Annotated in this window: 19 protein-coding genes and 1 riboswitch; of the genes, 16 read left to right on the top strand and 3 right to left on the bottom strand. The window is 36.3% G+C overall.

Features of this window, described 5'->3' with window-relative positions; translation table 11 throughout:
• Positions 1-191 precede the first annotated feature (191 nt).
• From NKR74_RS09900 to hcp, 6 genes are all read left to right on the top strand, one after another.
• A complete protein-coding gene (locus NKR74_RS09900; protein ID WP_253631125.1) occupies positions 192-1619 on the top strand; it encodes a basic amino acid/polyamine antiporter in 1428 nt (475 codons plus the stop codon).
• 190 nt (positions 1620-1809) lie between these two features.
• Positions 1810-2070, top strand: coding sequence for a LemA domain protein (locus NKR74_RS09905; protein ID WP_098307236.1), 261 nt, complete (start codon positions 1810-1812; stop codon positions 2068-2070).
• Between the two features lie 83 nt (positions 2071-2153).
• Positions 2154-3968, top strand: a complete 1815-nt coding sequence (locus tag NKR74_RS09910; RefSeq protein ID WP_253629421.1) for an AAA family ATPase — start codon at positions 2154-2156, stop codon at positions 3966-3968.
• Positions 3958-5808, top strand: coding sequence for a hypothetical protein (locus NKR74_RS09915; protein WP_253629422.1), 1851 nt, complete (start codon positions 3958-3960; stop codon positions 5806-5808). Before NKR74_RS09910 ends, NKR74_RS09915 begins: the two co-directional genes overlap by 11 nt.
• Before the next feature lie 288 nt (positions 5809-6096).
• On the top strand, positions 6097-6693 hold the full coding sequence (locus NKR74_RS09920; RefSeq protein ID WP_098307242.1) for a hypothetical protein: 597 nt from the start codon (positions 6097-6099) through the stop codon (positions 6691-6693).
• Positions 6694-6799: 106 nt separating this feature from the next.
• Positions 6800-8086, top strand: coding sequence for a hydroxylamine reductase (gene hcp, locus NKR74_RS09925; protein WP_098307244.1), 1287 nt, complete (start codon positions 6800-6802; stop codon positions 8084-8086).
• Between the two features lie 49 nt (positions 8087-8135).
• Here hcp and NKR74_RS09930 read toward each other — a convergent pair whose 3' ends face one another.
• On the bottom strand, positions 8136-8627 hold the full coding sequence (locus NKR74_RS09930) for a chromosome segregation protein (RefSeq protein WP_253629423.1): 492 nt from the start codon (positions 8625-8627) through the stop codon (positions 8136-8138).
• 359 nt (positions 8628-8986) lie between these two features.
• On the opposite strand from NKR74_RS09930, the gene NKR74_RS09935 reads away from it, so the two are divergent.
• On the top strand, positions 8987-10342 hold the full coding sequence (locus NKR74_RS09935) for a hemolysin family protein (RefSeq protein WP_253629424.1): 1356 nt from the start codon (positions 8987-8989) through the stop codon (positions 10340-10342).
• Between the two features lie 180 nt (positions 10343-10522).
• On the opposite strand, the gene NKR74_RS09940 is transcribed toward NKR74_RS09935, so the two are convergent.
• Positions 10523-10915: a YueI family protein gene (locus NKR74_RS09940; protein ID WP_230575774.1), complete on the bottom strand. Its 393-nt coding sequence runs from the start codon at positions 10913-10915 to the stop codon at positions 10523-10525.
• Between the two features lie 175 nt (positions 10916-11090).
• On the opposite strand from NKR74_RS09940, the gene NKR74_RS09945 reads away from it, so the two are divergent.
• Positions 11091-12230 (top strand): BA2291 family sporulation histidine kinase, encoded by a 1140-nt coding sequence (locus NKR74_RS09945; protein WP_098307250.1) that lies wholly within the window; start codon positions 11091-11093, stop codon positions 12228-12230.
• 109 nt (positions 12231-12339) lie between these two features.
• Here the strand turns inward: NKR74_RS09945 and NKR74_RS09950 are convergent, their stop codons facing one another.
• Positions 12340-13104, bottom strand: a complete 765-nt coding sequence (locus NKR74_RS09950) for a DUF4397 domain-containing protein (protein ID WP_253629425.1) — start codon at positions 13102-13104, stop codon at positions 12340-12342.
• Between the two features lie 350 nt (positions 13105-13454).
• A riboswitch (ZMP/ZTP riboswitch) is annotated at positions 13455-13534 on the top strand.
• Positions 13535-13590: 56 nt separating this feature from the next.
• On the opposite strand from NKR74_RS09950, the gene NKR74_RS09955 reads away from it, so the two are divergent.
• The 8 genes from NKR74_RS09955 (at position 13591) to NKR74_RS09990 (ending at position 25615) form a co-directional block, all read left to right on the top strand.
• On the top strand, positions 13591-15222 hold the full coding sequence (locus NKR74_RS09955) for a glutamate/serine transporter AimA (protein WP_253629426.1): 1632 nt from the start codon (positions 13591-13593) through the stop codon (positions 15220-15222).
• Between the two features lie 539 nt (positions 15223-15761).
• Positions 15762-15914: a YjcZ family sporulation protein gene (locus NKR74_RS09960; protein ID WP_253629427.1), complete on the top strand. Its 153-nt coding sequence runs from the start codon at positions 15762-15764 to the stop codon at positions 15912-15914.
• A gap of 220 nt (positions 15915-16134) precedes the next feature.
• Positions 16135-17607, top strand: coding sequence for an NAD(P)/FAD-dependent oxidoreductase (locus tag NKR74_RS09965; protein ID WP_253629428.1), 1473 nt, complete (start codon positions 16135-16137; stop codon positions 17605-17607).
• Positions 17608-18775: 1168 nt separating this feature from the next.
• On the top strand, positions 18776-20023 hold the full coding sequence (gene iscB, locus NKR74_RS09970; RefSeq protein ID WP_253629429.1) for an RNA-guided endonuclease IscB: 1248 nt from the start codon (positions 18776-18778) through the stop codon (positions 20021-20023).
• Between the two features lie 510 nt (positions 20024-20533).
• Positions 20534-22129 carry an FAD-dependent monooxygenase gene (locus NKR74_RS09975; RefSeq protein ID WP_253629430.1) on the top strand — a complete coding sequence of 532 codons (1596 nt, stop codon included), beginning with the start codon at positions 20534-20536 and terminating at the stop codon, positions 22127-22129.
• A gap of 833 nt (positions 22130-22962) precedes the next feature.
• Positions 22963-24273, top strand: coding sequence for an aspartate aminotransferase family protein (locus NKR74_RS09980; RefSeq protein WP_098307264.1), 1311 nt, complete (start codon positions 22963-22965; stop codon positions 24271-24273).
• Positions 24270-24968 (top strand): 3-oxoacid CoA-transferase subunit A, encoded by a 699-nt coding sequence (locus NKR74_RS09985; RefSeq protein WP_098307266.1) that lies wholly within the window; start codon positions 24270-24272, stop codon positions 24966-24968. Before NKR74_RS09980 ends, NKR74_RS09985 begins: the two co-directional genes overlap by 4 nt.
• Positions 24953-25615: a CoA transferase subunit B gene (locus tag NKR74_RS09990; protein ID WP_098307268.1), complete on the top strand. Its 663-nt coding sequence runs from the start codon at positions 24953-24955 to the stop codon at positions 25613-25615. Before NKR74_RS09985 ends, NKR74_RS09990 begins: the two co-directional genes overlap by 16 nt.
• Positions 25616-25617 lie beyond the last annotated feature (2 nt).

Here is a 25617-nt window from a genome sequence, read left to right on the forward strand (position 1 = left end):
CGACTTTTTTTGTGCATACTTATACTTTTTTTCGAAAAAGTATTCCATTTTTGCTCGTTTTCTTTTAGAATAAGTAATGTTTTTCTGAAAGAATATAAAATGAAACGGTTCGTCATTTTCAGGGTACGTATTTGATATATAAATGACTCATAATATGAATGCCTGGTAGAGCGGAATGAACGCATCAAGAAATTGCAGACGGGGTGATACCAATAGAAAAGAAATTAGGATTTTTTCCATTAATCGCACTTGTAGTAGGAACAATGGTTGGAGGAGGGGCATTTAGTTTACCGCACGATTTAGCAGTAGGAGCAAACAGCGGTGCTACCTTAATTGGTTGGTGTATTACAGCACTAGGAATGATTCCACTTGCCCTCGTATATCAATCTTTGGCATATCGAAAGCCTGAACTTGAGGGCGGTATTTATAGTTATGCACGCGCTGGCTTTGGAGAGTATATTGGATTTAACAGCGCATGGGGATATTGGATTGCTGGAATATTAGGTAACGTTGCAACAATTATGATGTTATTTAACACATTAGCATATTTTTTCCCAATTTTTAAAGGCGGCAATAATGTCCCGGCAATCATCGGTGCATCACTCGTATTGTGGACGCTTCATTTTCTTATTTTACTTGGAATTCGTGAAGCCTCTATTATGAACTTTATTGCGACAATTGGTAAGCTTGTTCCAATTTTATTATTTATAGTCATTATGGTTACTGCGTTTAGTTGGGATACATTTACGCATGACTTTTGGGGGAAAGGTACAGTCTCATTATCTTCTGTACTTGGACAAGTGAAGAACACGATGCTCGTTACGCTTTGGGTATTTGTTGGCGTAGAGGGGGCAGTTGTTTTATCTGGACGAGCAAAACGTAGCCGTGATGTTGGTAAAGCAACTGTATTTGGTTTACTGCTAGTAATGAGTATTTATATTTTAATTTCTGTTTTATCGCTAGGGGCGATGCCACGAGAAGAATTAGCAGCACTTGAAACGCCGTCAATGGGACAGGTACTAGAACATGTCGTTGGTTCATGGGGAGCGTTTGTTATTAACATAGGATTAATTGCTTCTCTTATTGGTACTTTAATTGGTTGGTTTTTACTCGTTTCGGAAATTTCTCACGTGGCTGGAAAAGACGGTGTGTTTCCAAAGGTATTTACAAAAACGAATAAAAATCATACACCACATATGGCATTATGGATTTCAAACTGTGTTGCCCAAACAATATTTATTATTGTGTTATTTTCAGCATCCACATATCAGATTATGTATTTTATTGCATCGACATCGATTTTACTTCCATATGTATTTTCAGCACTATATCAATTGAAATTAGTGATTACAAAAGCATATGAAGGAAATAGATTGAAAGATGGGATACTTGCTATTATGGCATCAGTATATGGTTTCTGGCTTGTGTATGCAGCTGGATTGAAAAACCTATTACTTGTTTCTTTAGTATATGGTATTGGACTTATCGTGTATGTCGCTGCAAGAAAAGAAAAAGGGAATCGATGTTTTACTCGTGGCGAACAATATGTGATGATTGTCATTTTACTTGCAGCGTGTGCGTCTATTTATATGTTAGCTACCGGAAAGATTGGAATGTAAACATATCAATCCAAAAAAAGGATTTATGCTAAAGTGTGAGCATAAGTCCTTTTTTATTGGTGAATATGATTTATTTAATAGCAACTTGTTTCGTTTACGTAGTTTCTTATGTATCATTTTTATAGAAATAGCAGGGATTTTTAGTAATTGGCAGAATAGTTAGTTTATACGGTGTGTAGGAGGGATTGTTATGAAAGAGACGGAAAAATTGGTGCGAATTGCGGAGTTAGCAAAAGACGTTCAAAAATTATTAGTGCAAGAATCGTTCTTTAATCGACATCCCGAACTGCGCGGAGCGGTAGAGAATTTAGCGTGTTCTGTAGAAGTTTTAGCCAATATGCATATACACGGAGATGAGAATGCGGAAGATACATTACGTTATGTACTAACAAAAATGAGGATTGCTCACAATGCAATTTCTCAAGAAAAAGAAGGCTTTCATTTAACCTGACGATAAGCGTCAGGTTTTTTGTTTCTAGTTTGCTTTTATTGTTCATACAATGATAAAAGCATCGAAAAAAGAAGGTGAGTGAGATGAAACTGGAGAAAGCTCTTCATCCAAGCTTTGTAAAAAGATTGCAGCATATGCGTTTTGTTGGAAAATTTGTAGAAGAGCAAAAGGATAGGAAAGGCTCGTTTTTTGTCGTTTGTCTTTCACCAATTCCAAATATAATTGAAGCTGCTTTTGGAGGACGTTCTTATATATTTGAGGGTTTATATAAAAATAAACAAAATGAAAAGTTTTTTGCAAGTATAAAAGAAGGAAAAAGAGAAAAACAATTGTTGTTATTTCGTCTTTCTTATACAGGAGGCGCTTTATATGTGGAATTAATACGTGCTGAAGAACGAGAAATAGCAAATTCCTATAAAGTGATTCCTTCTCCTAAATTATCAGCTCCAAAGGCGAGAGAAGCATTTGAAAGAAAACTTGGAAAAGGATATGTTTCATTTTTGATACCAAAATTTCCGCATGATTTTGGTACGCCAGAGTTGTTATGGTATGAAGGACGGATATATGGGAATATATTTTTGAAGCCTTCGATTAGTGCTATTACATATCGGGAGCAGAGGGGGGATGTTCGTTACCTTGATGTAGACGATTGGGTGCAATATGCCGAGATGAATGTCGAGAATAGCTTGTTTTTTGTTCGTACAGAAGTGTATGAACAGCTAGAAAAGCAAGTAAAAGAGAGTGGAAAACAAATTGAAATTATCGATACATGTAAAGAAGAGAAAGGAAACGAATGGAATGAACGTGAACATTCTTTTTTACAATATGTAAAGCAAATTATCGCAGAAAAAGAATTATATATTGATGAGAGCGATATTTACAATTTTCATGTTTGTGTAAAAACAAATCTATTAACAATAGTAGGCGGTATGCCTGGTATTGGAAAATCACAATTTGTGCAAACCTATGCGGAAGCACTCGGATTAACGTTTGGGAAAAATTTTATTTGGATTCCGGTGTCACCATCCTATCAAGAACCTCATGATGTACTAGGCTATCTACATTCAAATGGAACGTACATGGAAAGTGAAACAAAACTTGTACGAACACTTTTGGAAGCAGCTGAAAACCCAAATCAATTATATATGATTGTATTTGATGAAATGAATATGTCGTATATTGAGCATTGGTTTACTCCTTTTTTATCTCTCCTGCAGTTAGATCGGAAAAATCGTATTTTATCTTTGTATGCAGCTTGTAATGAAAAAGAACAGGATATACCAGCACAAATTGAAATTGGTGATAATATCATTTTTATTGGTACAGTTAATTTTGATGAAACAACAAAGGAGCTATCTGACCGTTTATTAGATCGTGTAAATGTTGTATTACTTCAAAAAATTCCATTTTGTGAGATGAGTATGGTGGAGAAAAAAATGCTACATCTTCCGTTTGCATTTTCTGTTTCTGCATTAGAATTTCGAATGAACTGGGTTTATCGCAAGGCAATGCTTGATGTATTTACAGATGAAGAATTAGAGTTATTAGATAAAATGCATCAACTGTTATTTCATCACGATACTTCAAAAGGAATTTCTTTTCGCGTTGCATCAGCAATTGCATCTTATTTGAACAATATTCCATGTGATGAAGGCCGATCTTTGTTAATAAGCCGTGAAGAAGCATTTGACCTGCAAATAAAACAACGTATTTTAACGAAGTTACGCGGTACAGAAGCGACAATTGGTGCATTGCTTCGTGAAGAGGGAAAAAAAGAGATGTCTCTTGTACAATTGCTGCAATCAGCACTTGCAAATCGTGTATCAACTTTTGAACATTCTCTAATGTATATGAAGCAGAAACGGCGAGAATTGGAGCTGTACGGATATGTTAAATGAGAGTGCGTGTGAAACAGAAATTATAGAGACAGGGGAGAGGCTTCCTTTTGTGCTGAAAATAATAGTAGGGGCAGAAGAGAAGGGTGAGCATATTGTATTGAATAAACTTTGTACTTCGCCATTTACAATTTCTTCGTGTGTGTACAAAATTCAAGAATTAAAACCGCTCCGGCTACATATACAATCACAAAAGTCAATAAAGATTACGTTTATTTGGAATAAAGTATATGAAGGGCAAAAGCAACATATGGAATGGAAATATGAACTTAATGAACGACAACGTACTGTTTTACTGTATGAGCATGGTAAAACAGACTATTTATATCCATGGCGCTGTGGTGTATATCATTTTGAAGTGCAGGTTGGAGAAGAATTATTTTATGGAGCATTTCAAATTGTTCCGAAAAACTTTTTTGATGATCAGCTAGAGTTAATTCAGCAATATGTAAAGTCTGTGCTAGGTGGAATTATTTTAGATCGTGGGTATTATAAAAAGACGTTTGTTACGTTTACAGATATTGAAGATTATTCATATATGCGCATACTCCGTGCACTGCCGCAAAAAATGAAAAAAGTAAAGCAGTTATATTATGAAGTGCAGAAAAAAACAAATTTTGAACAAGAGTATACATGGGAGATGAGAGAGAGAAAACCAACAAGAAAAAGCATCATTACACATGAGAAAAAGCCATATGCAAAATGGTATAATCGCTGCTTTAGGGAGCAAAAGCATAGTAAAGAAAATGGCTATGTGAAATATAAAACGAATCAATTTTATAATAAGTTATTAGAAATTGATTCATTTTTACGCGAAACCATTCAGAAACTAGAGAGTGCACAACAAACGCGGAGAGAAGAGAAAAAAGCAGTGCATACTATTTTACAAACGATTGAACGAAATGGATCTGTGACCGAACGAGATAAACAAAAATATCGCAACATCCACTTGTTAAAAGACACTGACCTACGCAAAATGGCAATGAAAATCCAAGAATATAAAGTTCTCTATACAATTTTGCAAAGTACACTCACATATTTTTCATATCTTCTATATACGCCGTTTTGGAGAGGGATTCGGGAAGAAGTTACACTTACAACACATTCGCTGCCTCCTGTATATCATCAATTATTACATCAACTTGAGTTCTCACTGCATCGCAATGAATTAGAACCATCGTTTTTATTTGTTTATAAGCCGACATTTTTAATTTATGAGTACTTTGCGTATTTTACTGTTATTGCAATTTTACAAGAGATTGGTTTTGTTGATTCCCTGTCAATTGCAGAGCAAATTCAATCTTATTTTTATTTAGACGGTTTACAAGATGGAACAACAATTGTGTTAGACAATAAAGATTTGCAGCTGCATGTGGCTTTTAATGATTTAATTGAAACACATCCGCTTATTGCGCTTAGTAAAAATAGTCATTTTTATAATGGAGAAGACACAAAAAAGCCGGATATCCGTATTGATTGTTATAAAAGAGGAGAAACTGCTTATGAATATCAATCATCTATTATTATTGAAGTGAAGTATAGTCCGATGTATAACATTTTTCAACCAGTTGGAAATACGAAAGCAACCGAACAGATGTACAAATATTGGTCAATTAAATATGTAGAAAAGCAGAATGGAAAACGATTATTTCATCGCCGTGCGATTTATGAAGTCATATGTGTATATCCAGGAAGCAATATGCATGCGAAAAAAATTGAAGCAGGTTGTGGTGTGTTTTTACAATTGTATCCGTATAAAACGAAAAAGGGAGAAGAGAGGCTAGCAGGGAAAAAAGAACTATTAAATATTTTTCAGCATTGGTTAGCGGAGATAAGGGAATAAAGTGAAACTTTTATTAGTAGGGACCTTATCTCCACTCATTTTTTGCTTCCTCTGAATATTGAGGTGAGGATGTCATTCCCGGTCTGTAACATGTTTCCTTTTTTTTAATATTGTCATGTCTTTTGTAAATTTTTTATATAAATATAAAAGTAATACAGGAATGATGATTCATATATGGAAACTATAAATAAAGAAATAGTTTTTCTTGCATAGCATGTTTCCTTTTTATATGATATATGGTGAAAGCGCTAACAAAAAAGTAAAGGGTGATGAGAAAGGCGGGGGAGTATGTTCCAACGTGTTCAAACAAAGGAAGAACATTTTTGGTTCGAGCAATTATGGGGAGATTTTTGTGAAGAACGAAACTTAATGTTTGTAGAACGAAATTTAACACCTTCAAGATTTTTATTGGTAGAAGAAAATCATTACATCGGAACTGTTGAATGTATAAATTATACAGTACCTGAGCAATCAAATTCTGAGTTTTTTTACCCGTTTTCTAAAAATAAATATATAAAAGATTTAAAAAACGTGTACGAAATTGGGAAATTAAGTATTGCAAAAACATCTCGCGGTCGTGGACAATTTAAACAACTTGCGACGATTTTATTTATACATGCATTAGAAGTAAAAGCAGAGTGGTATATTGCGGTTGTAACAAAGCGGATGTATATGTACTTACGTTCATTAGGATTTCCAATCGAGCCAATTGATGATTCGTTTGCTGTTAATGATAAACTGCAAGGTGTACCGGTTCGCATTCATGTTATGAAAGGATTAACTCATATGTACTCTTTAAAAGAGTTTCGTGATGTGATTCAAGGAAATGCACATGCACAAGTTTTAATCCAAGAGAACAGTAAAAAAATTATGTTAACAAGATGAAGATTGTCACAAAATTGCATCATTCCATGTGATTATCATCACATCTTCCAATAGCGATGTGTATTACGCTTACATTGTAAAGATTGCTAGAGAGGGGATGGGAATGATGTTTTGTCATCAATGTGAACAAACGCCTACCGGTGGATGTAAAGTGATTGGAGTTTGTGGTAAAGACGAAACAATTGCAAGCTTGCAAGATATTATCGTCTTTGCTTTAAAAGGAATTGCCGCATATCGCACTCATGCAGCGCAACTAGGGTACACAGATCCGTTTGTAGATGCAGTAACACATGAAGCGTTATACATGACGTTAACAAATTCGAACTTTAATGAACAAGAACATTTAGATATGGCAATGAAAGTCGGAAAAGCTGCTATTCGCGTGATGGAACTACTTGATAAGGCACATACTGAACATTTTGGAGTGCCGGAACCAGTACAAATTACACAAAATCGTGCCTATGGAAAAGCGATTGTTGTTACAGGGCATAATTTATTTGCCCTAGAAGAGTTATTAAAGCAAACAGAAGGAAAAAATATCAATATTTATACACATTCTGAAATGCTGCCAGCACACGGTTATCCACAGTTGAAAAAATATGCACATTTAAAAGGGAATATCGGAAAGGCTTGGTATGATCAGCGTCGCTTATTCGAAAAATTTTCAGGAGCTATATTAGCAACGACAAATTGTGTTATGCCAATTAAAGGCACATATGCAGATCGCTTCTTTTCCTATGACGTTGCAGGGTTAGAAGGGGTACGTAAAATTGAAAATGATGATTTTACACCACTTATTGAAACGGCATTGAAGCTTTCAGATGTACAAATGGAATCAGAAGAACAATTAATAACAGGATTTCATCATGAGACGGTATTATCGCTCGCACCAGAAATTATTGATGCTGTGAAAGCTGGTAAGATTCAACGTTTCTTTGTAATTGCTGGCTGTGATGCGCCGGGAAAAGGTGGAGAATATTATCGTGAATTAGCAACATCATTACCAGCAGAAACAGTTATTTTAACGACATCTTGCGGGAAATTTCGTTTTAATGATGTAGATTATGGCGTTGTACCTGAAACGAATATACCGCGTTTTATTGATTTGGGACAATGTAATAATTCAATTTCAACAGTGAAAATTGCAGTAGCTTTAGCGGAAGCGTTCCAATGTGAAGTGAATGAGCTACCAGTCAGCATTGTACTGTCTTGGTTTGAGCAAAAGGCTGTAGCGATTTTACTTGGGTTATTTAGCCTTGGTATTCAAGATATTCGTATTGGTCCGAAAGCGCCGGAGTTTATATCACCAGGTGTACTGCAAGTGTTGCAAGAGGCATTTCGCTTAAAACTAATTACAACAGCAGAAGAAGATATGAAAGCTATGTTATCATAATAAAAAAGACGATGTTTATAAAGAACATCGTCTTTTTTATTATGATATATTAAAATCCAAAAATGCTTAAAAGCATTTTACGACGCTTCGGTTTTTCTTCCTGTTTTGCTGCTGCTACTTCTGGCGTCATATAAATTGATTCTTTTTGCTTAAGTGTCATTTCTAATTGCTCAATTCTTGCGTGCATTTCTTCCATTTCATTACGGTGTTGTAATAATTGATAATTCACCACATCATCTGCTTTTTCTTGTAATTTTTCTTCTAGCCGATCTAAGCGCAAGGAAATGTCTTTTAATTGCGTTATAAATTGTTGCATTTCATTGGATGGTGCTGCTTCAGCAGCATGATAGGAAGATGGTTCATGTTCTTGGTTTGGTACAGAGCGTTGAAATTCGAGCATTTGTTGTAAATCTTGTTCGTAAAAAACATAGTGTCCAAATTTATTCTTTTTTAATTCTAATCCAATTTGCTGTGCAAGACGGATGACAGCTTTTGGACTAGTACCTAATTTTTTTGCAATCATCGGCGTTTTATATTCCACAATAATCCCTCCCAAATCTTGTTGTTAGAAGGTTTCGTGATAGTTTGTTCGTTCCCTGCATGCTTGACAAAAGAAGTGAGAAATCGGCAAAGAAAGTGCTTTTTCACAAAAATAAAATTGTAAGAAAGAAAACATCTCGAAAATGAACAAAAGTTGTCTAATTTCAGTTGTTTCTCTTATTTGACGGAGAGTATAAGTTTCGTTATCATAAACGTAAATATCTTTATTATGTATGCATATAATGTATACAAGGAGATTGCTAGTGTAGAAACTTGTAAGATTGTTAGAGAAGTCCTTTCTTTAGAATAAAACTATTAGGAGGTGGCTTCCTTACTTACACAGTGAGTAAGGAAACGTATTTGGACATATTTAGTATAAGTATGGTGATTGTTTTAATTGCCTTAACTGCCTTCTTCGTTGCGTCTGAATTTGCAATTGTCAAAGTTAGGAGCTCACGTATCGATTATTTAATTGCAGAAGGAAATAAACGTGCAACTGCTGCAAAAACAGTCATTACAAACTTAGACGAGTATTTATCAGCGTGTCAGTTGGGAATTACAGTGACAGCACTTGGCCTTGGATGGCTAGGAGAACCGACGGTTAAACGTATGCTTGATCCGATTTTTGCAAGATTGGAAGTGCCTCCCTCGGTGGAATCCGTCTTATCTGTTTTTCTAGCTTTGATGTTTATTACTTTTTTTCACGTCGTAGTAGGTGAGTTAGCTCCAAAAACATTGGCAATTCAAAAGGCGGAAGGGATTAGTTTAGCAGTTGCAAGACCGCTTATCTTTTTCTACCGACTGGCGTATCCATTTATTTGGACATTAAATGGTTCAGCACGTATTGTTACGAGAATGTTTGGACTAAAACCAATGCATAAACATGAGGTAGCACACTCTGAAGAAGAGTTACGTATGCTTGTATCAGAGAGTTATAAAAATGGTGAAATTAATCAATCAGAATATAAATATGTAAATAAGATTTTCGAATTTGATGATCGACTTGCGAAGGAAATTATGGTTCCACGCACAGAAATGGTAATTTTAGGAAAAGGGCAATCTGTTAAGGAAGCAATGAAATTGATGTCAAATGAGAAGTATACAAGATATCCTATCATTGACGGCGATAAAGATCATGTTATTGGTTTTGTAAATTTTAAAGATATTTTTACAGATTTTGTGAAACATGATGGTACAAATAAAGAAACCGTTGCACAGTATGCCCGTCCGATTATTCAAATTATTGAATCAATTGCTATTCATGATTTGTTTGTGAAAATGCAGCGTGAACGCACACATATGGCAATTTTAGTGGATGAATACGGCGGAACATCTGGACTTGTAACAGTTGAAGATATATTAGAAGAAATCGTTGGTGATATACAGGATGAATTTGATACGGATGAAAAGCCGGAGATTCAGCGCATTAGCGAAACGAAAACAATTTTAGAAGGAAAAGTGCTTGTTAGTGAAGTCAACGCATTATTAGAGCTTTCAATTGACGATGGAGACGTCGATACAATTGGCGGCTGGATTTTAACAGAACATCTTGAAATTAAACAAGGTGATATTGTCGACATTGAAAATTATAAATTTCGTATTGTTGAATTAGATGGTCATTACATTAAACAAATTGAAGTGACGAAGCAAATTGCGCTGCAGCCTGTAGAAGTAACAGAACAACATGTTTCACTCCAAGAACAAGTAAGTTCATAACCTTGCCCATATGGTGAGGTTTTTTATTTACGGTAAAGTATTTTATCCCGCTATTCGCGGGTAGCAAGACCACCACTTCAAGATTTAAAGGATAGGTGGGGGATAACTGCTGGCATGTGCCCACTGATGGAAGTTTCACTTTATAAAAATGCACCCGACTTCTAGTCAGGTGCATTTTTGTTAGTTCATCTCTTGCTTGTAAATTTCATCTTCTACATAAATATGCTCTTTCTCAACTGCTGTATCATGCGCGAGTACAAGGCCAATTGGTGTGTTTGTATCTTTATTTTGTACAATTGTAAACGGTACTTGTTTTTCATTTGCTAATTTAATGTATTTAGATAAATGTGGGTAAGCGATGCTACCGTTCACATACAATGTTAATCCTTGAGAAGAACCCATGCTTTCTTTTACTGCTGTATATACGTTTGTTTGCATGACTTGCCCAATCGTTAACGCAATTTCCACACGCTCACGCAATGTGCTTAAAAACATGTTGCGTTCTTCAGGTTTGTTTTGTTTTTGTCCATGAATGCCTTCTTGAAGATAATCTTCCACATTTTTATTTCCCATTTTTTTCACACCTTTCCTATTTCTATTGTACGAAAGAAATGAAAAGGATGCAAAAAATAATTTCACGTACTGAATTTTAAAATTTTATCAACATGAAATAACAAAATGTGACATTACTCTCTTAACGAAATTTGTTTTTTGTGTTAATATTCAAAATATATAGGGTATTTTTCGTATGGAGATGGAGGGAATGGGGGTTTTTCCAATCGATAAGGATATTAGTAAAATGTTTTGTACGTACTTAAAAAAGAATAGTCAACAATTCATAGAGAACTGGAAAACCAAAATTATTATTTCAGCAAATGATCCATTTAAAAAAGAAATCATTGAAAATGGAGAAAATTTATTAACATTAATGATGGAACTCATTATGCAAGAGAAAGAAATTGAACATATTAGACTGTTATGCGAGAAAATCGCCATTGAGCGTGCGGAGGCAGATGCAAATATTGGAGATTTTGTCTATAATGCGAATGTAGGACGGAATGAATTGTTTGAGGCAATGTGTGAATTAGATGTGAGTGCTCGTGAATTGAAACCAATCATGGGGAAAATACATACTTGTTTTGACCGTCTAATCTATTATACAGTTTTGAAATACTCAGAAATTATATCGAAAAATTTGGAAGAAAAGCAACAATTCATTAACGAAACACATAAAGAGAGATTGACAATTTTGGGACAAATGTCAGCAAGTTTCGTTCATGAGTTTCGCAATCCGCTAACTTCTATTATGGGGTTTGTGAAACTGTTACAATCAGATCAACCGCATCTTCCATATTTAGATATTATTTCGCATGAGCTTGACCAACTAAATTTTAGAATTTCTCAATTTTTACTTGTTTCCAAAAAAGAAATTTGGAATGAAGCAGAGCGGTTTTGGCTGAATGATTTATTTCATGATATTATCCAGTTCTTATATCCAAGCTTAGTGAATGCAAATGTTTCTATTGAGAAAAATCTGCCGTATCCAATACCATTTATCGGGTATCGAAGTGAAGTTAGGCAAGTGCTTTTAAATATTTTAATGAACTCCATTGACGCTCTTGAAGGAATGGAAGAAAGTAAGAAAATTGTTATTGATGTGTGTGAAGATGAAGAACTAATACATATTTTTATTAAAAATAATGGACCGATGATTCCGCCAAAAAATATTGAAACAATATTTGAACCATTTGTAACGACAAAAAAGTTAGGAACTGGAATTGGCCTATTTGTTTGTAAGCAAATTGTAGAAAAACATAAAGGGTCTATTACATGTAAGTCAACAGAAGAATGGACAGAATTTCATATTTCTTTTGAAAAATCGATATAGAATAAAGTGAAACTTCCATCAGTGGGGGAGGGGGGATTTCCCACTGATGGAAAGCCCGTTAATGCGGGATAAAAAGAAAAGTCTACACGGCGATAGCGGTGTAGACTTTTTAATTTGTTAAAAATACTGTTTCTAACTTTGGTGATTTATTTGCATAACCAAGTGCAACAATTGTATAAATTTTATTTCCCTCAATTTTCACTTCGGGAATTGTTAATACAACGTTTTTTGTTCCCGCAACTGATACTTCTATATCTGCTACGCCAGGACTTACTTGCAAGAAATCTATTACCTGTTTAAAAGCAGCCTTTTCGAACAGTTTTTCTCCATCTTTTAAAGCTACATCTACTTCGGGGGTATCAGGAGATAAATGGACGAATCGTATTTTTGCTTGACCATATGGTAGAGGCGTATTATCAATGAGAGGTAGCAGTTGAAGTTTATCAACATTACCAGCTACCGCAAGGGTATATACATGGTTTCCCATTACAGGAACGAGAGCTGAAAAGATTGGAGTTTCATCACCGGCAGGTACGATATCAATGCGGTATTGTCCTTGTGTAAGTGAAAGGTATGGACTATGCTGCTTAAACGAAATGTTTTTCACCACTTTTTGTCCATTTATGACAATATCAACAGTGGGTGCATCAGGAGAAGCGTGTAAGATTCGAACTTGAGATGGTAATGACTGTTCGCTTGAATGTGGTAGTGATATCCGGCTTTGCTCGTAAGCCTGTACAAATTGTTTCATAGCGTTATAGTGTTTCAAATATAATTCCATATATTTTTGTGGATTTATATATTTGTAATAACAGGCAAGTTGCTCATACATTGCAGCTTGCTGCGCATACTTTTCTACTTCAGATGGATTCATTTATTTTCCCTCCTCTAGCATCATTATTACAACTATATGCATGTACAAATGTCATAAGTACTTGATAACTGCTGATTATTTCTTTGAAGAGAGAGGGAAAAGTTTTGTTACAATTGATTTTTTTGGTAAAAGTTAACGAATATTTTGTGCAAAATTAGCATTTGTAAACATTAAGTTTTTGGAAATAAATGATTTATGAATGCTTTAACTGCGTTTTTTTATATTTTGAAAAGATAAGATAATAAATTGTTATTATCAAAAAATAATTACATGTTGTTTTTGTGTTAAATAAAATGTATTAAAGCTATTGTTAATTTTCTAATAGTATTGTATATTAAAAAAAGAATTTAATTCCCATATGTAACTGGCGCAACATGGATTACCATGAGGAAGCATATGGATTTATGAGCCGCGCGCCTGGGCAAGCACTTGATATTTTTATCAAGTGCTTTTTATTTTTCTATAATAGAAAAGGAGTAGATTGGGATGAATTCTATGCACAGGAAGATGGGGACGTTTGCCCTTACTATGACGGGGCTCGGTTCCATGATTGGTTCAGGATGGCTATTTGGAGCTTGGAGAGCTGCAGAAATTGCGGGGCCGGCTGCTATATTTTCTTGGATGATTGGTATGGTCGTTATTTTATTTATTGCATTGTCTTATGCAGAACTTGGAGCTATGTTTCCTGAAACAGGAGGAATGGTAAAGTATCCGCAATATTCCCACGGTTCATTGGTTGGATTTTTGGCAGGATGGGCCAATTGGATTGCAATTACTTCTACGATTCCAGTAGAAGCTATTGCTTCTGTACAATATATGAGTACATGGCCGTGGAAATGGGCTAGTTGGACACATTCGCTTGTACAAGATAATGTATTAACATCTAAAGGATTACTAGTTGCATCTGTATTACTTTTCGTATATTTTTTCCTAAATTATTGGACAGTTAACCTTTTTGCAAAGGCAAATTCTTGGATTACAATCTTTAAAATTATTGTGCCTGGAATTACTGCTGGTACCTTGTTATTTGTCGGATTTCAAGAAAGTAACTTTACAACTTCACAAGGGATGGCACCATATGGATGGGCAAGTGTACTCACGGCAGTTGCTACTTCTGGAATTGTATTTGCTTTTAATGGATTTCAAAGTCCAATCAATATGGCTGGTGAAGCGAATAAGCCGAATCGCTCTATTCCAATTGCAGTCATCGGATCTATTTTGATTGCTACAGTTGTGTATGTTGTACTGCAGGTTGCCTTCATCGGAGCAGTAAATCCGGCGGTAATTGCCAATGGGTGGAATCATTTGAATTTCAATTCTCCGTTTGCTGATTTGGCAATTGCACTCGGAATGAATTGGTTAGTTATTTTACTGTATGCCGATGCGTTTATCTCTCCATCTGGGTCTGGAACTACTTATACTGCAACCACAGCTCGTATGGTTTATGGAATGGAGAAGAATGGTTATCTTCCTAAAAAATTAGGTGTTTTACACCCTGTGTATGGTGTTCCTCGTCCAGCTTTAATTTTGAACTTATTTATATGTTTTCTTTTTTTAATATTATTTCGTGGATGGGGCGTTTTAGCCGAGATTATTTCAGTTGCCACGTTGATTTCTTACATTATGGGACCAATTGCACTTATGACATTACGGAGTACAGCGGGTCACTTATATCGTCCATTTCGTTTAAAAGGAGCTAATTTTATTGCTCCGTGCGGATTTGTTTTTGCATCGCTCACTTTGTATTGGGCACGCTGGCCGCTAACAGGTGAGGTATTGTTCATCATGGCAATTGGATTACCGATTTATTTTTATTATCAATATAAAAATAAATGGCGTGGGTTTAAAAATCAGTTCCGTTCGAGCATTTGGTTAATTGTATATTTACTATGTATGGTAACGATTTCCTATCTTGGAAGTTACAAATTTGGCGGAATGAATATAATACCATATGGTTGGGACATGCTTCTTATTACAGCGATAGCACTTGTTTTTTATTTTTGGGGAGTAAGAAGTGGAAGTTATACAGAATATATGATAGAAGCTGAGAAAATTAATGGAAGTTTATTAGATCAAGACGATAAGAGTGAATTTTCTTCTGAAAGTCAAGCGATGTAAATTGTTATCATATACGATATTAATAAAGAAAAACGCAGCACATTGCTGCGTTTTTCCACTGTTATTAATTTTGTCTCTTCATTAGAAAAGCTGATTGAGTGTAGTACTTGAACAATTATCGTTGAACATTGCTGAATTTATGTCAGAAGAATGTTCGGAATTTGTCTATAAGAAAATAAAAGCAATCAACAACAGTTGGGTGCACAAACTGAATTTAACTCATTTTTCACACTATCTTTTTTATCCCGCTATTCGCGGGCAGTAAGACCCCACCTCAAGATTCAGAGAAAATCGAAGCACTGCCCGTAAAAGCCCGATTGGTTCAACTAACCATCAGTGGGCGATGAAAAAACCCCCACTGATGGAAGTTTCACTTTATCTTTACCAGTAATCCTATATTTAAAAATGACAGTAGATGGAATCTCTAGCTAAGCTGGAGATTTTTTTTATTTCTAGGCAAACACACATACAAAGTGAGGTTTGTCCTACATATTTTGACAATGTAAACTATTTTAAATGGATGTAAGGAGTGAAAAACTATGTGGGGTTATGGTGGAGGATATCCAGGTTATGGCTGTGGTGGATATGGCTACGGTGGTTATGGCTGTGGAGGCTGTGGTTCTGGTTTTGCGATTATTGTTGTGTTATTCATTTTACTAATTATCATTGGAGCTAGTTGCGTGCGCTTCTAGTTATTTAGAAAGAGCGTCATGGTGAACCGATTAATTATACATTAATCGGTTCTTTCTTTTGTAAAATCCTTATTTAACCAAAAAATAGAGGGAAAATAGTTTTTTTACGAACATTAACGTTGTTATTTTGTGAATAATTCGTTAAATTCGTTGACATTCCAAATAGAACATGGTACTTTTAGTAAGGGTTTTCTAAGGAATGCAATGGGGGAATGAATACATGAATACGAACTATGATGTAATTGTTGTAGGTGCAGGTCCTGCTGGAATTTTTACTTGCTATGAAACAATTGTTAAAATGCCAGATGCAAAAGTGCTGTTAATTGATAAAGGACATGATATTTATCGTCGTAATTGTCCGATTCTTCAGAAGAAAATAACGAAATGTCCACCTGCTGCTGGGAAGAAAGATCATGCAGGATGTTTACCAGCATGCTCAATCACAAATGGTTTTGGCGGTGCAGGAGCATATTCAGATGGGAAATTTAACATTACAAGTGAATTCGGTGGTTGGATGACAGACTATTTATCTATATCGACTGTAATGGATTTAATCAAATATGTGGATGAAATTAACTTAGCACACGGGGCAACTACTTCAATTACAGATCCATTAACAGATGAAGTTCGTGATATCGAAAAACGCGCTTACGCAGCTGGATTAAAACTATTGCGTGCACAAGTTCGTCACTTAGGTACAGAACAAAACTTAGAAATTTTAAAAAGTATTTTCGAATATTTAAAAGAGAAAATCGATATGAAATTTAAAATAGAAGTAGACGACATTGTAACTGAAAAAGTAGAGAATGAACATGTCGTACGCGGCATTGTTTTAAAAGACGGGACAATGCTATCTGCGAAAAAAGTAGTAATTGTACCAGGACGTGACGGATCTGCTTGGTTAACAAAAATTATGAAAAAGCGCCGTTTAAAAATGAACACGAACCAAGTTGATATTGGTGTTCGTGTTGAAACTTCAAACATTGTGATGGAGGAGATCAACAAGCATCTCTATGAAGGGAAATTCGTATTTAATACATCTGTCGGAACGCGAGTACGTACATTCTGTAGTAACCCGTCTGGTCACGTTGTTGTTGAAAACCACTCCGGTATTATGACAGCGAATGGTCATGCGTACAAAGATCCTGCGCTTGGCAGTGATAACACGAACTTTGCGCTCTTAGTATCACATCAATTTTCAGAACCATTTGATCAGCCGAACGAATACGCACATGAAGTATCACGTCTAGCAAACCGTATTTCAATGGGCGGAGTGACGGTACAAAAGTACGGAGACATTCTAAAAGGTCGTCGTTCTACACCGAAGCGTATTCAAGAAGGTTTCCTTGAGCCGACATTAAAAGAAGCAGTACCAGGTGACTTAGGTCTTGTATTGCCATACAATACAATGAAAAGTTTAATTGAAATGACAGAAGCATTGAATCACGTCACACCAGGTATTGCATCTGAACATACATTATTTTACGGCGTAGAAGCGAAATTCTACTCCGCAAGACCAAAACTAACCGAACATTTCGAATCTGAAATTTCCGGCTTATACTTAGGCGGAGACGGTGCTGGCGTAACACGCGGATTAGCACAAGCAAGCGCTTGCGGCGTTCACATCGCTCGTCACATTATAGAACATTTAACGAGTAAAACAGAAAAAAGAGAAGAAGTTGTAGTGGGGTAATATATAATAGAAGAAAAACGATCTTATGGTAGAATGAGATCGTTTTTTTATTAGTATTTCACCAACTTAACGAAATGACATGGCTGTAAAAAGGATAAAACTAATAGAAACTATGTCATTTTTCTAATATAGCATATTTTCACCTATTTTTATTGAAACAACTGAGATTAGAATGTTTATTTCTATTATTAATATAATAGTTTGGTGAAAAAACAGACTGTAGATAACATAATGTATATCGTGTTTATGAGAATTAGAACAAACCATGAAATTTGGCGCTTGCAGGCGTTGGGAGATTTAGGTAAAATGAAGGTGCTATGAAAAAGAAAAACCCCGAGTTAGGGGATTAACACAATAGAAAGCGCCATAAGCTCTTCATGATAGTTGGTAATGAAAAAGAAAAACCCCGAATTAGGGGATTAACACAATTTTGACCATGGTGCATGCATACGAGGTCGATCATGTAAGAAAAGAAACCTCGTGTAGAGGATTAACACGTATTACCATCCAAAATGGTTCACAGTAACTATGGGGACAATGTAAGAGAAGAAACCTCGTATAGAGGATAAACGTAAGATATTAGTTTGCTCAATAAAGCCGTAGCTGCGCTAAGGGCAGTTTAGTGAGATTAACAAAAGAACGTCTTTTACGTTTAACAAAACCTGTTTCCTGCGCGAGTTGTTGAAGGATATGTGGAGATAGATATCGTTGTAGTTCTTCAGCGAATAAATGGAACTCATCTTGAATCAAAAGTTTCACAAAAAAACGCCATCTACAGCGAATCTTGGATTGCTAACACAATGGCTAAAGGATGAACTACTTTATCCCTCTCAATTTATAGCTAAACACAAATGGCAAATCTATTTATTAATGACCCCTTACAGTCCCTATGTTCTTCATAAACTTATAGTCAACTACCCACCACTTAAACGCTAACACGTTTTGAAGTGGGGGCTTGAAAAAAGCCCTGGTTGTCTAGCCTCAGTCTTTCGTGGACTCCGTTCGTAGGTTGCATACCCAAGAATAATTCCCTAGTTCTTGGCTCTATGGTGGCTCTGTAACAGTTCTGATTGGGAAGGAACGGTCAACCACATGCCTTCTTGCACGAGAAGTTGCCAACACCTACAAACATTGGCGAAGGGAAACAAACTCTTAGGAGGGACAAAACATGCGTGTATTTGTCAAGAATGTAAGAGGAGAACCGCTCATGCCTTGCAGTCCTCGTAAAGCACGGCTTCTTCTCAAACAAGAAAAAGCAACGATTATTGGATACACTCCGTTTACAATTCAATTACAATATGCCACAGGTGAAGCGGTGCAACCCGTTACAATCGGTGTTGACAGCGGAGCAAAGCATATCGGCATTGCGATCACCACTGAAGACAAAGTGCTAGCAAAAGGAACCATTGAGGTACGTCAAGACGTCAAAGAAAATCTTACACTGAGAGCTACATTACGCAGAGGTAGAAGACAACGAAAAACAAGATATCGAAAAGCACGTTTTCTCAATCGGAAAAAGAAAGAAGGATGGTTACCGCCATCAATTCAAAGCAGAGTGGATAACCAAATTCATTGGATTGAAATATTTCGCTCGTTATTACCATCTCCAAAAGTGATTGTCGAAGTAGGAAAATTTGATGTACAAAAGCTAAAAAATCCCGATATACAAGGAACAGAATACCAACAAGGGGATACCTTTGGCTTTTGGAATACGAGATATTATGTATTCGCAAGAGACAATTACACCTGTCAAATTTGTAAGAAGAAAGGTGGCATTTTGCATACACATCATATCATTGAACGATGCAGTGGCGGTTCAGATATGGCAGATAACCTTGTAACGGTACATGAAGAATGTCATCAAAAATTCCATCAAGGGAAAATCAAACACAATTTCAAGAAACCAAAACAATATAAAGAAACGGCCTTTATGAATATACTGCGTTTGCAAATCATGAAACACTTAGATTGTGAAATTACGTATGGCAGTTACACAACACTGATACGAAAAGAGTTGTGTTTATCCAAAACACATGTAAATGATGCCATTGCGATTACAAATCCAAAACGGTTACAAGAATATGACCAAAGCGGTGAGTTTCGAATGAAGCAATTTAGAAAGAAAAAACGCTCCCTGCATGAAGCAACCGCAAGAAAAGGAAGGAAAACAAAGAATACAAGTGCAAAACGGAACAAGAAAAATACACCACATATAGATGGAATCTATTTAGGTGATAAAGTAAAGGTATTTGGACAAGTAGGATTTGTGACAGGATTTACAGGAAAAATGGTATACGTACAAGATATACATGGACAATATATACAAAATCCTTCTAAATCCTATAAGCAAGTGAAGATGTCAGATATGGAACGTATACACCATACGAACAATTGGCAGTTCTTACAAATCAGTTAGGCTATGCCTAACCGAAATTCATCCCCACTTTACCGCTGGGCTTTTGCCCGTCACGCGCTTGAAGATGGGGACTTCTTTCGGAAATACGTTAAATTTTAACCATCCATTTCATTTCAATTGGATGGTTTTTATATGCTGTCTTTTAATCCTACACTTTTGATTTTTCTGTGTTTCATTAGTTATTTATCCCGCATTAACGGACAGTAAGATCATCACCTCAAGATTCAGAGAAAAGTGAAGGAGATAGGTGGGGGATAACTGTCCGTAAAAGCCAGATTGGTTCAACTAACTATCAGCTTGGGATGAAGAAAACCCCCACTGATGGAAGTTTCACTTTATTTGACAATACAATTAAGCTTGTTGTTTAACCGACATAGTCGTTACTATTGTTTATTGAATCCTTCATGACAATTGGTATAATTTTTATAAACAATGTGTTGTTTATAGTTTCTTTTCATGGTGTAAACGTCTTTAAAACTAAATCTTTTTTGTTAATAAGGAGTGAACGACATGATGAGTAATCAAAGTGAACGCCTTACTGAAGTAGATGTACTTATTGTTGGAGCTGGACCTACAGGCCTTACACTTGCATCTGAGCTGCGACGTTTTGGTGTGGATTGTAAAATTATTGATAAAGCCTCTGGAATTTCAACAAAAACAAAAGCACTTGGAGTTATGGCGAGGACATTGGAGCATTTAGAAAGAATGGGAGTTGCTCATGAATTTGTAGAACGCGGACATCCTACGTATGTTTTTAACGCCCGTTCTGAGAATATTTCATTAGCACGTCTAGACTTTAGAGAAAAATTACGAGGTCCTTATTCATTTGTTCTCATGATTCCTCAGAACATTACAGAAGACATACTATACTCTCACTTCCTCAATATTGGTGGTGAGGTGCAGTGGGAAACGACATTGTCAGGCTTCAAGCAAGACCCATTAAGTGTTGAAGCGACTATAGTAAATTCTGAGGGAGAAGAATCGATTATAAAAGCAAAATATTTAATAGGATGTGATGGGGCCCATAGTGTAGTAAGGCATGGCTTAAATATGGACTTTGAAGGAATTACGATTGATCAAAATTTTGCGTTAGCAGACTTGACTGTGAACTGGGATTTACCGCACGATGAATTATATGCTTTTGTAAAAAACGGAAAATTTACGGCTTATTTTCCAATGAAGAATGGGCAACATCGGATAATGATCTCCATTGACCACTTTGATAATCAGAAGGCAGACATCCGTTTAGATCAAATTCAACAGATTATTAATGAAGTCGGTCCGAAGAACACCACCGTCCATAGTCCAACTTGGCAATCTACATTTAGAGTCAATCAACGAAAAGTTAAGAACGGAAGTGTTGGTCGAATCTTTTTAGCCGGTGACGCAGCTCATATTCATTCGCCGATTGGAGCACAAGGAATGAATACTGGAATGCAAGACGCTTTTAATTTAGCTTGGAAAATCACATATGTCTTGAAGCACCAAAGTTCTCCCTCTTTACTGGATACTTATACAGAAGAACGAGAACCTATTTGGTCATCCCTTGTTAATGGAACAGAAAGAGCAACCAAAATGATTCTGAATGAAAGCCGTTTACTGCAATTGATTCGAAATATAGTAGCCCCAAGAATTACCTCTAATGAACGTGTAAAATCTCGAATTGTGAATATGTTATCTCAACTTGCTATTAACTACCGATATAGTCGGATTGTTGAAGGGCACATGGAAAATCGTTCTTTATCAAATAACTTAAGAAAGAAGAAGTTAATATATCCCGGAGATCGTTCTCCAGATGGTTACGTAGATGGAGTCAATCGTTTGTTTGAGTTAAATAGTGGTAAAGAACTTACTATCCTGCTTTTTTCTAATGACGAAACATTGTACGCAAACCTGGATTTTTCCCTGAAAAAGCAAGCCATTCCTTATAACTTTTACCAAGTGACAGCTGTACAAACTAATCAAGCTGATATTAAATTTCTTAAGGAGCAATATGGATTTGAAAAGGATGGACTTGTAGTCATTCGGCCGGATGGATATGTAGGCTTTATAAGTGATACTCCAACCATTGCGTCTACCTTAAATCACCTAAAAAAGTATTCCTAGTAGGAGCTACTATACATGCCAATTAACTTCATGCACTCATCGCCTCTTTTTCTTTATTTTCAACAATAAAATGAAAGTGAAAAAATGTAAAATATTTCAACGAATTCATAGTTTAAAAGGGAAAGCTGTTTCACCATATTGGCAATTGAATAAAGAAAGATTTCAAGAAGAAGTGGGGAAACTTTATCGTATTTTGTAGTCGTTACAGCAAAATGAAGGTGCTATGAAAAAGAAAAACCCCGGGTTAGGGGATTAACACAAATCTGGGCTTTTTAATCGGTTCAGTATTACTGCGATGAAAAAGAAAAACCCGAATTAGGGGATTAAATGTGATTGCTATACCACCCTATGGTTCTTTGCCATAGGTTTTTTTATATTTTGTCCTAAGAAGCAATCCGATTTCTATTTCAAGAATTAAAGGAAGAAATCGTTGTCTGCTGGAAGAATTTTCTTTATCGAATTTTGTCTAAATTTATTTGAAAGTATACGATATAAAGTGAAGAAGAAGGAAGGAGATTTACTAGAGGAATGTCGAAGTTTACACATTAGCAGCATGTTTTCACTTCGAATGTTATTTTAGAAGAGAGGAGTAAGAGGGATTTTTTAGTTGTTGGTTGTGTTTGTGTAGGAGGGGGATGTAGAGAGAATATTGTTTACTTACATTTTTTTGTTTCTGAAATTTCTTTCTATTTAATTTTTATGCATTTATTTTTATATTCTATAATAATGACTTTTTAATAGATTCACTGCATAGGCAGAGAGTTCTTTTTTTATGAGAGAAAAGTCGATTTTTTTCACATTTACATATGAGTCGAAGAAACGGGGGAAGCGTCATGCGCGATTACTTAATTAAACCACTTGTTGGTCAACCTTATCCGATGATTTCGCATGGAGAAGGTGTATATTTATATGATCAAAACGGTAATAAATATTTTGATGGTTCGTCAGGGGCAATTACGGCAAGTATCGGACATGGCGTAAAAGAGATCGCAGAAGTTATTAAGCAGCAAGCAGAGGAGATTGCATTTGTATATCGCTCGCAGTTTACGAGTGAGCCGGCAGAGAAGCTTGCGAAGAAGCTTAGCGATTTAAATATGGGGGATTTGAATTGGAGCTTTTTCGTTAATAGCGGTACAGAGGCAAATGAAACGGCAATGAAGATTGCGATTCAACATTTTCAAGAGCGCGGTATTCAAGGGAAAAATAAAATTTTGTCACGCTGGATGAGTTATCACGGAATTACGATGGGAGCATTATCATTGTCTGGACATCCGCTGCGTAGGCAACGCTTTGTTTCCATTTTGGAAGATTATCCGACATTGCCAGCACCGTATTGTTTCCGCTGTCCGGTACAAAAGGTGTATCCGACATGTCAACTTGCATGTGCAACAGAGTTAGAGAGAGCAATTGAACGTATTGGGGCGGAGCATATTGCGGCATTTATTGCTGAGCCGATTATCGGTGCAGCTGGGGGAGCAATTGTACCACCGAAGGATTATTATAAGGTGATTAAGGACATTTGTGAGCATTATGATATTTTATTTATTGCTGATGAAGTCATGACAGGACTTGGCCGTACTGGTACGTGGTTTGCAATGGAACATTGGGGTGTTCAGCCGGATATTATGACGCTAGGTAAAGGATTAGGAGCTGGCTATACACCGATGGCAGCAACTATGGTAAGTGATCGCGTGATGGAACCAATTCTGCGCGGTTCTCGTTCTGTAATGAGTGGGCATACATTGAGTGCAAATCCACTTTCCGCTGCGACAGCTTTAGCGGTGATTGAATATACGGAGAAGCATCGTTTACCAGAAGCGGCTGCTGAAAAAGGAGAGTATTTAATCGCAGGACTGCAAAAGGTGCAGCAAGAATCGACAATTATTGCTGATGTACGCGGGAAAGGTTTGATGATTGGAGTAGAATTGCAACCGTTTACAAAAGCATCTGAACTTATTTCTGTTGCGGCGAAAAATGGCCTTCTTTTATATCAAGCTGTATCAGGACAAGCAGGCAAGGAAGATAGTGCATTGTTAGTTGCGCCGCCGCTTACTACTACATATGAAGAGCTTGACGAATTACTTCATATTTTTGCGAAAAGTGTAGAGGAAATAGTTCAAAAAGGAGGGCATAGTATCGTATGACAACTATTACAAATACATTTGGGAAATTAAAAACAATACAAGATGTTATGCCATATTTTCATGATGAGATGACACTTATGTTTGGAGGGTTTGGAGGTATTGGTTCTCCTCCCTCTTTAATTCAAGCAATTTTAGATAAAGGAATTTCCGATTTACATTTAATCGGTAATGATACTGGTTTTCCTGATGTGGGAATTGGCCGCCTTGTGACAAATGAGCGTGTAAAGTCGTTAATTACGTCGCATATCGGTTCAAATCCAAATGCAGGACGACAATTAAATGAAGGAAGACTGCATATTGAATTTTCTCCTCAAGGTACATTAGCAGAACGAATTCGAGCTGGCGGTGTCGGGCTTGGTGGTGTTCTTGTTGATGTTGGGATGGATACGATTGTAGAAGAAGGGAAACGAACTGTTGAAATAAATGGGAAGACATATTTAATTGAGACAGCATTAACAGCTGAAGTGTCCATCGTGTTTGCGAAACAAGCAGATCCTTTTGGTAATCTTGTGTTTGATAAAAGCGCACGCAATATGAATCCACACGTTGCAATGGCTGGGGATATTACGATTGTGGAGGCTGAAGAAATTGTTCCGCTTGGGGCACTGAACCCAGAAGAGATTATAACGCCTGGTGTATTTGTTGATTATATTGTTCCATCGGGAGGAGTGAATTGGAAATGGGCATGGGAGTAGAGGTTCGCAATAAAATTGCAAAGCGCGCTGCAAAGGAAATTCAAAACGGAATGATTGTTAATTTAGGGATTGGCATTCCATCTCTTGTTCCGAATCATTTGCCAGATGATATGCATGTTATGTTTCATGCGGAAAATGGCATTGTTGGTATGGGGCCGACACCAGTAAAGGGCGAAGAGGATGAAAATTTATGTAATGCGGCTGGATTGCCAACGTCGATTATTGACGGGGCTAGTTATTTTGACAGCAGCATGGCATTTGGGATGATTCGAAAAGGGTTGCTTGATATTACAATTCTCGGGTCATTGCAAGTAAGTGAAAACGGAGATTTAGCAAACTGGATTGTACCAGGTAAGCGTGTACCAGGTATTGGCGGGGCGATGGATTTAGCACAAAAGGCAAAGCGTGTTGTCGTTGTGATGAATCACGTTGATAAATATGGGAATGCGAAAATTGTTTCAGAGTGTACACTTCCGCTTACGTCAAAACGATGTGTGGATGTAATTATTACAGACATGGCAGTAATGGAAGTAACGCCAGAAGGTTTAGTGCTGCAAGAATTGATGAGTCCATACACAGTAGAAGATGTAAAAAAATGCACAGAAGCTGCTTTTCATGTGAGTCCATCTTTACTAGTAATTGAATGAAA

Origin of the sequence: Bacillus sp. 3103sda1, assembly GCF_024159135.1 — a bacterium.
Lineage (GTDB): Bacteria > Bacillota > Bacilli > Bacillales > Bacillaceae_G > Bacillus_A > Bacillus_A rhizoplanae.